Source organism: Bacteroidota bacterium, assembly GCA_018831055.1.
In the GTDB taxonomy this organism is placed as follows: domain Bacteria; phylum Bacteroidota; class Bacteroidia; order Bacteroidales; family B18-G4; genus M55B132.
The window spans coordinates 1-8,652 of sequence record JAHJRE010000118.1 but is presented as its reverse complement, the minus strand read 5'-3'; the positions used below and the strand labels follow the sequence as shown (position 1 = coordinate 8,652).

The window sequence follows — 8,652 nt, the reverse complement described above, 5'->3', positions numbered from 1 at the left end:
TGCAGGTTGCAGGTTGCAGGCTGCAGCCTGAAACTTGAAGCTTGTTACCTGAAGCTATTTTTTTTGACAATGAATTAACGTAGTGTTAATTTGGTTTTCTGAAAAACACTTGAATTTGTAACTCTATTATAATTATTTTTGTATAATGTATATTAATATGGTGAAGTAGGCCAGATCTTACTTAACACTTTTCTAAAAGCCTCTTAATGTCCGGACTGATCCTATTATTGGTATTCGGTTTTATTTTGCAGTTGCTGGCAATCCGCCTGTTTATTATTAACAGGAGGTTGAAACCTGTTTCCATTTTACATATCCCGTTGCCTGTTGCCTTTGGACTATTAACCTTACATTGGCTTTTAAACACTGTATTTCTGATTTCCGGCATTGCTGATCATTCATGGATTACCTTATCAATAGCCATAAACAGCATCCTTTTAGCATCCTGCTATATCCTGCTTATTCGCCCCCGTAAACCGGTACCTCTTCTCATACAGGATGATAAGGCAGTGGAAGTTTTTCCATCCGGAAAAGATATTCTAAAAAAAACAGACCTCACTTTCAGGCAAACCATTGAATACAGCAACGATGTATTTTGGATACTGGATAAGAATAACCGTTTCACCTATGTCAGTCCTTCTGTAGAAAAGATGCTGGGATATACCCGGGAAGAGATCATGGGTATGCAGATCAATGATTTGTTGCCGGAAGATACTTATCATTTTATCCTTAACCTTATCCAGAAAGCTCTGGAAAGCTTATCAAAGGGTTTGCAACCGGAAGGTAAACCGAGGGAGATACTGCAGATCAGGAAAGACGGGAAGGAGATCTGGACGGAAGTTATTGTGAATCCCCTTCAGGATGAAGAAGGAAAGCACAGCGGTTTTCTTGGAGTCAGCCGGGATATACACTCCCGTAAGATCCAGGAAATGAAGATGCAAAACAGTTTTCAGTTTGGGAACCTGGTCAGTCAGATCTCTCATAAGATCATCAGCGCACGAATAGAGGAAATCGACGGGGTAATTGAATATACTCTGGAACAGATAGGAAAGCAGGAAGATGTTGACCGTTGTTTTATTTCTTTATTTGACGATGAACTCAACGAGATCAGTGATACACACGAATGGGTGGCCAGCGGTTATGTTCCGCAGATCGATAAAAAGCAGAATATCTGGTTGAATGTATTTCCTTTTCTTTCTGCAGAAATCAAGCAACACCGGGTTGTACGCTTCGATGATATCAGCGTATTACCGATGGAAGCCGATAAAGATAAAAAAATACTTGAAAAACAGGGAGTTAAGGCGTTACTTATGGTGCCCATGCTTCATGAGGGGCAATTGCTTGGTATCATTGGATTTGAATTATTAAAGCGTAGCCGGCAATGGGAGGAGGAGTTCATCCAGTTCATCAAAATGGTTGCCGACATTATAGCCAATGCATTGATGCGAAAGGCTTATGTGCTGGTGTTGAAAGAAAGCGAGGAAAGGTACAAACTCTTGAGTAACATTACCTTTGAAGGTATCGCCATTCACCGCTATGGTATCATTGTAGATTGCAACGAATCCTTTCTGAAGATCTTTCAGCTAAAACGCGATGAGACCATAGGAAGAAACCCTATTCGCGGTTTTATTGTGAAAGAGGATTACCGCCTGCTGGAAGAGAGGATGGAGCACAATGAGATTTACACAGAACCCATCACCATTAAAGCCATCCGGAGGGATGGATCTGTTGTTTTCCTTGAAACCGAAGGGAAATCGCTAAAGATCGACGAAGAAACATACCGTGTTATATCTTTCCGCAATGTCACATCCAGGATAGAGGCTGAGAATGCCTTGCGGGAAAGTGAAGCAAAGTTCAGGGCTTTCAATGAGAACCTCAAGGGCGCAGTTTACACTTTTGACACGGATGGAAGTTTTCATTATGTCAACCGTGAGTTATGCAACATTACAGGCTACTCCAATGAGGAGCTGTTAAGCATGCATTTCTGGGATCTGGTAGCGCCTGAATTCCTGGATCTGGTGAAAGGACGGGGGCTTGCCCGTGTGAAAGGGGAGGAGGTCCCCAGTGTTTATGAGTTCAGGATCAAGACCAAAACCGGCATTGAGAAGTGGGTGGAGATATCGAACAGCAAGCTGGTTATCGGTGGTGAGCCGATGGTGTTGGGAACAGCCATAGAGATTACGGAAAGGAAGAAAGCGGAATTCATACAGGAAGTTCTGTACCACATCTCCAACGCGGTAGGGCGTTCAGCAAGTCTAAACGAGATGTTTGAGATCATTCACATTGAAATGAGCAAGCTCGTTGACGCTCCGAATTTTTTCATTGCATTATATAACAAGGAGAAGGATTTGATGGAGTTGCCCTATATGAGAGACGAGATTAAGGTCTTTAAATCCTTTCCTGCCGGTAATACGATCACCTCCCTGGTGATCCGCGATAAGAAATCCTATTTCCTGAAAAATGAGGACATACGGAAGCTCCAGGAAGAGGGGCTGATCCGCCGGTATGGGCCTAAGGCCAAAGTGTGGATGGGAGTTCCCTTGCTTCTGGAAGGTTTGCCCATAGGGGTGATGGTGATGCAAAGCTATGATGATGCCGATGCATACACACGGAAAGACCTTGAGTTGATGGAGACTATCGCTCCTCAGATAACCCTTTCCATTGCCCGGAAGAAAAACGAAGAAGAATTACGCTGGAGCCAGCGCAACCTGATGGACGCACAGCGTGTAGCCCATCTGGGAAGCTGGGAATGGAACCTCAATACGGGCGTCACTTTCTGGTCGGAAGAGTTTTACCGTATATGCGGTATGGAACCCGGGAGTACAGAATCATCAGAAGAGATAAGGCGCAAGATCATACATCCAGAGGATAGAAAGATGGCCGTGGAAGCTATTGAGAAAATGCTGGAAAAGGGATTGCCGTTCAACATTGAGCACCGGATTATACTGCCAGAAGGCGGGGTCCGCTATGTTTTGTCGCAGGGTGAATTGCTCAAGGATGAACAGGGGGATAATGAAAAAGTCATCGGGTCCTATCTCGACATTACCGAGAGGGTGATGGCCGAAAAAGCCCTCAAAGACAGCGAAGAAAAGTATCGTATTCTCGCTGAATCTGCACCTTACGGTATCATCGTGCATAGCGACTTTATCATTGAGTATGCTAATCTTGAGGCTGCCCGCATCTTAGGCTATGAAGGGCCACATGAGATGAGCGGGCTGAATACCATGCTGATCATACCCGAAGAACGCAAACAGGAAGCCGGTAAGCGCATTGAGAGCATTTACCGGGGAGATGCTACCCATGCGCTCGCTGAAGAAAAGGCCATCAGAGCCGGGGGGGAGATCATCGACCTCGAAGTTTCCAATACACGGATATTCTTTGATGATAAGCCCGCTGCCCAGGTTATTTTCCGCGATATCACCCAGCAAAAGAAAGACCAGGAACAGATACGCAAATTATCCAGCGCCGTCGAAAAATCCCCGGCCTCCGTTTCCATTACCGATAAAAATGGACTTATAGAATATGTCAATCCACGATTTACTGAGGTTACGGGTTTCCTTCCTGAGGAGGTGATTGGAAAAACCCATAGCATTCTAAAATCCGGCAGACATGATGCCGATTTTTACCGCAAGCTATGGGATACGGTCAGAGGCGGAAAGGTCTGGCAGGGTGAAATATACAACAGGAAAAAGAACGGAGAGTACTTCTGGGCGGAGGAATCCATATCATCCCTGATCTCTGACGGGGCCGGCATTACGCATTATGTAGCCTTATGGCAGGATATCACAGAGAGGAAAAATATGCAGGAGGAACTGATCCGCGCCAAAGAAAAAGCCGAGGAGATGAACCGCATCAAATCCAACTTCCTGGCTACTATGAGCCATGAATTGAGAACACCTTTGAATGGTATCCTGGGTTTTGCCGAGATACTGTCCAACTCCATTGAAGATGATAACCTGAAGGAGATGACTGAGATCATTAACAAATCAGGACAAAGGCTGCTGGAAACCCTGAACAGTATCCTGAACCTCTCTGCCCTTGAATCAAATCAGCTCGATCTGCGTAAGTCGGTTGTAGATGTAAAAAGTATCCTGCTGGACGTAAAGCGCCTTTATATTGCCAATGCCAATAAGAAAAACATTTACCTCGTCACGGAATTCAAAACGGAGAATACATCCGCATTTACCGATGGCAGGTTTTTACGCCAGGTATTCAATAATTTGATCAACAATGCCATAAAATATACACACGAAGGTGGAGTGGTAGTTGAATTGTCGGAAGAAACAAGAAACGATGCCCCCGGGATCCTGATCCGTTTTATTGATACGGGCATAGGAATATCACCGGAGAACCTTGATATCATTTTCGATGAATTCAGGCAGGTAAGTGAGGGTTATAACCGGGAATTCGAAGGCACGGGATTAGGTTTGAGTATTTGCAAACGTTATGTTGATGTGCTGGAGGGAGAAATAAGCGTAGAAAGCGAACTGGGCAAAGGATCGGTATTTACCGTATATGTTCCTGTTGGTATGGATGGGCAGGAAGGTTTGCAGGAAGAAGAACCTCAAACTGTTACTCCAAGACTTTACCAGAATCCGCTTAAAAGCCGTACACCCAGTGTTCTCCTGGTTGAGGATGAAGCCACTAACCGTCAATATGTTAAAATTGTTTTATCGAATCTTAATTACGACGTTCAGATTGCCGAAGATGGTCTTTCAGCCCTTGAGCTGGCCAGGGAAGGGCATTTTGATACCATCCTTATGGATATAAACCTGGGTAAGGACATGAACGGCATCCAGGCAATGAAGGAGATCAGGAAAATACAACGGTACAGGAAAGTGCCGATTATTGCCGTTACAGCCAATGCCATGCAGGGACATAAAGAAGAGTTCCTGGCAGAAGGGTTTGATCACTATCTTTCCAAACCTTTCAATATGACCCAGCTTTCAAGACTAATACACGATATTTTAGTGGAGACTGAGGAGTGATGTTTTTTTACATCACGGTATTCGTGTCATCGCCGGCAGGTCCTTCGGACGCTGCCGGGATGCCGGGAGTTCCTTTTTAATAACGCGGTGCACCGTCATCCCGGCGTCAGCCGGGATCTGCTGAATACCCCGGTGGTAATCATCGCCGGCAGGTCCTTCCGGACGCTGCCGGGATGCCGGGACTTTTAAACCTGTCAGCGTCCGCAGGACCTGACAGCTTTTAAACGTTCAAATGACCCGCGTTTTACCTTGCATAATATTCACTTCACATGGCAGATTCTTAAGTCTGCACCTTTTTCATTGTCATCGCCTGTTCCACGCGGTAGTTTTGTGTCATAATCAACGCAAGTTCAACAAGTAAAAAAACAAAGACATGAAAACACTAAGCGTAATATTAACAGGAATGATTGCACTGACGACCTCAGGTCTTTTTGCAAATAACATGGCAACATATACCGGTGACAAGGCTGAAGTGAAAGTAAGCATGGATCTCCGCAATGAAACCCGGGTGCTGATCACCATAGAGAGCCTCATAGATAAAGCACTGGTACTGGAGATTTACAACAACGACGGCGAACAGGTAATGAACCGACTGGTGAACGAACATTCCACTCAGAAGATTTCCCATAATATCGGAGGAATTAAGGAAGGATTCTATACTTATATGGTAAAGGATGGTGAGGAGGTTGTTTATATTTCCAGGATTATTAAGGAAAAAGACGGCTCCCTTGAATTCCGTTCGGAAGAGTCGCCGGTGAATGCCTCCATTGAACCTGCCGGTGAGGACCGGGTGTTGGTTCGCATTTCAAAAGATGATGCTGCTAAAGCTACCATCAAAGTATGGGATGCAAACGGGAAATACCTCTATGTCCGCAATGTAAAAAAAGGCCATAACCTCCGGCTAACTCACGATATTGCCAAATTCCCGGCAGGAAAATATTCATTTGGTGTTTTCCACGAAGGTGAACTAATTGCGTTGAGGAATATTACCAAATAGAACCATGCGCAATGCATTTAAATGGTCTTCAGATTCAATTTGAAGGCCATTTTTTTACATCTTTGTTATCAGGAAGTTAATTTAAAGTAAAAATGTTTGAATACCTCACCCGGCAGAAAGTTTTGTGGTTCCTGGTAATCCTATTGACAGGACTGATGATCCAGTTTTCGCTGGATGTGATATTCAGTGTTTTGTATAAAACCCAGGGATTATTCTCTTCCTGGGTAAACTATATGATATCCGTTGGATTGTCGGTTCTCATGTTGTATGGCTTATCATTCCTGACTTCGTGGATGAACAGGAAGTATCCCTGGGAGAAATCACCCGCAATGCGGGTATATATTCAGGTAATACTGACGTCTTTATTTGTTGCAGGAATGGTCATGATCATGCGTTTGCTCATCCTGACCGCATTTTTCCCGTCGGGCTTTATCCGTCTTCTTGATGAACTGATCATAGCGGTAATTTTTGTAATTTTTGGCTTGTTGCTGTTAATTATTGATACAGGTGTCAGTTTGCTCAACCGATGGCGAGTTTCACTGGCCGAGATTGAAAAGTTCAGAAGGGAGAATCTCGCTACGCAATTTGAGATGTTGCGCGTGCAGGTGAATCCGCATTTTTTGTTCAACAGTCTGAACACCCTTTCATCCTTGATCTATCAAAATCAGGATACGGCATCCCATTTTGTCAGGGAGCTTTCAAGCGTTTACAGGTATATCCTGGAAAAACGGAAAGACGATATCGTCCCCCTTCGGGAAGAGCTGCAGTTTACCGATTCGTACCGCTACCTGCTGGGATTAAGGTTTGATCAGAAACTGCTGTTCAGGGTTGAGATCGAAGAGAAAATGCTCAACAGGATGATCATTCCGCTAACATTGCAGATACTGATTGAAAATGCGGTCAAACACAACGTTGTTTCAATGAAAAAGCCGCTGGAGATCAGTATTGTAACGAGAGATGATAATACCCTGGTGCTTGCCAATAACCTGCAAAAGAAGAAAGAAGAGACCTATTCTTCAGGAATTGGTCTCGACAACATACGCAGCAGGCTGAAGATCCTTACCGACAGGACGCTGGATGTGCATGAATCGGAAAATGAATTCAGGGTGACCATCCCTCTCCTGGAAGAAGATGAGATAAAAAAAATATATACCCGGTAAACCAGATTGTTATGAAAGTCCTCATAATAGAAGACGAACCCTATGCACAGCAGGAACTGAAAAGGTTGCTTGATAGCCTGGATGAACCGGTTGAGATCCTGGAAATGATCGATTCTGTGGAAGACGCTGTGGAATGGCTTCAGAGCCATCCTGCTCCCGGTTTGATATTCCTCGACATTCAGCTTGCCGATGGCCTGAGTTTTGAAATATTCAGGCAGGTTGAGGTACATTCGCCCGTGATCTTTACCACGGCATACGATCAATATGCCATAGAAGCTTTCCGGCTGAACAGCATAGATTATCTGTTGAAACCCATACGTGTGGAGGACCTCAGAAAGGCGACAGGGAAGCTGCAAAGGATGAGGGAGCATTTTGCACCGGCCCCCCATAAGGGGCAGGGATTAAGCCCGGAGCAGATTGAAGATGTGATCCATCGTTTAAGCAGGGAATACAAATCGAGGTTTGTTTCCAGGATAGGGGACCAGATCAGGCATATACCGGTGGAGGATATCGCATACTTTTACGCTGAAGATAATGTTGTTTTTCTGATAACCAGGAAAAATGAACGGGTAATCGTGGAATATTCCATAGAAGAGATTAGCCGGATGGTGGACCCGAAGCATTTTTTCAGGCTAAACAGAGCTTTTGTGGCCCATATCCAGGCTATTGGCAAAGTATATAAGTATTTGAACAGCAGGCTTAAAATTGAACTTCTCCCGGTGTGTGAAAAAGATGTGCTGGTCAGCAGGGTGAGGGTGGGGGAGTTTATGGGGTGGATGGATAGGTGATTTGGGGTTTAGGGTTTAGGGTTTAGGGTTTAGGGGGATTGGTTTTTAATTATGAATTGAATGATTGTAATGAAAAGGAATGGAAATATAGGATTTGTGTTTGCTATTGCTGCGGCGGTGGTGGCATTGGGGGCGTGTACACGGCCGGTAGTGGTTGTGGAGGATATTCCGGCCAACACACCACGGGGATCGCAGATATACATCACCGGGGAGTTTAACCGTTGGGATCCTGGGGATCAGCGTTTCAGGCTGAAAATGGATGAGGATAGCAATTACTATTTCGAGCTTCCCAGCGGCTTTGGTACCCTGCAATACAAATTGACACGTGGCGACTGGTCAACGGTGGAGACAGACATTTGCGGTTATGAGACAGCCAACCGGAGGCTGGTTTATGGTGATGAAGATACGGTTTATATAAAGGTGGAAAGCTGGCGTGACCTGGAACCGTTGAATTGCCCGCAAGTCACCATCGTAATTGACAATCTTCCTGAAAATACACCGAAGGGAGATCCCATTATTATAGCCGGGGATTTTAACGAATGGACACCCGACAGCAATTCGGTAGTCAGGAAGGATACGCGTAGTGGGAAATATATCTTCACCATGCCAAGGATAGGCGATAATAATATCGCCGAGTTTTTGATCACCCGTGGGGATCTTTTTAAAGTTGAGGCTGACAGGTTTGGTAACCAGATGGAAAAGAGGCAGATACGCTTTGGTTC

The 8,652-nt window shown here is 44.8% G+C and carries 5 protein-coding genes; all 5 read left to right on the top strand.

All coding sequences use genetic code 11. The features are described 5' to 3' along the window. The first annotated feature begins 206 nt into the window (after positions 1 to 206). Positions 207 to 4,985, top strand: a complete 4,779-nt coding sequence (locus KKA81_07420) for a PAS domain S-box protein (protein ID MBU2650747.1) — start codon at positions 207 to 209, stop codon at positions 4,983 to 4,985. Between the two features lie 373 nt (positions 4,986 to 5,358). Continuing rightward, a complete protein-coding gene (locus KKA81_07415; protein MBU2650746.1) occupies positions 5,359 to 5,982 on the top strand; it encodes a hypothetical protein in 624 nt (207 codons plus the stop codon). Positions 5,983 to 6,074: 92 nt separating this feature from the next. After that, a complete protein-coding gene (locus KKA81_07410) occupies positions 6,075 to 7,142 on the top strand; it encodes a histidine kinase (protein ID MBU2650745.1) in 1,068 nt (355 codons plus the stop codon). 11 nt (positions 7,143 to 7,153) lie between these two features. Beyond that, positions 7,154 to 7,930 carry a LytTR family DNA-binding domain-containing protein gene (locus tag KKA81_07405; protein MBU2650744.1) on the top strand — a complete coding sequence of 259 codons (777 nt, stop codon included), beginning with the start codon at positions 7,154 to 7,156 and terminating at the stop codon, positions 7,928 to 7,930. A 60-nt stretch (positions 7,931 to 7,990) separates the two neighbouring features. Beyond that, the coding region (locus KKA81_07400) for a hypothetical protein (GenBank protein MBU2650743.1) at positions 7,991 to 8,652 on the top strand (662 nt) is incomplete at its 3' end.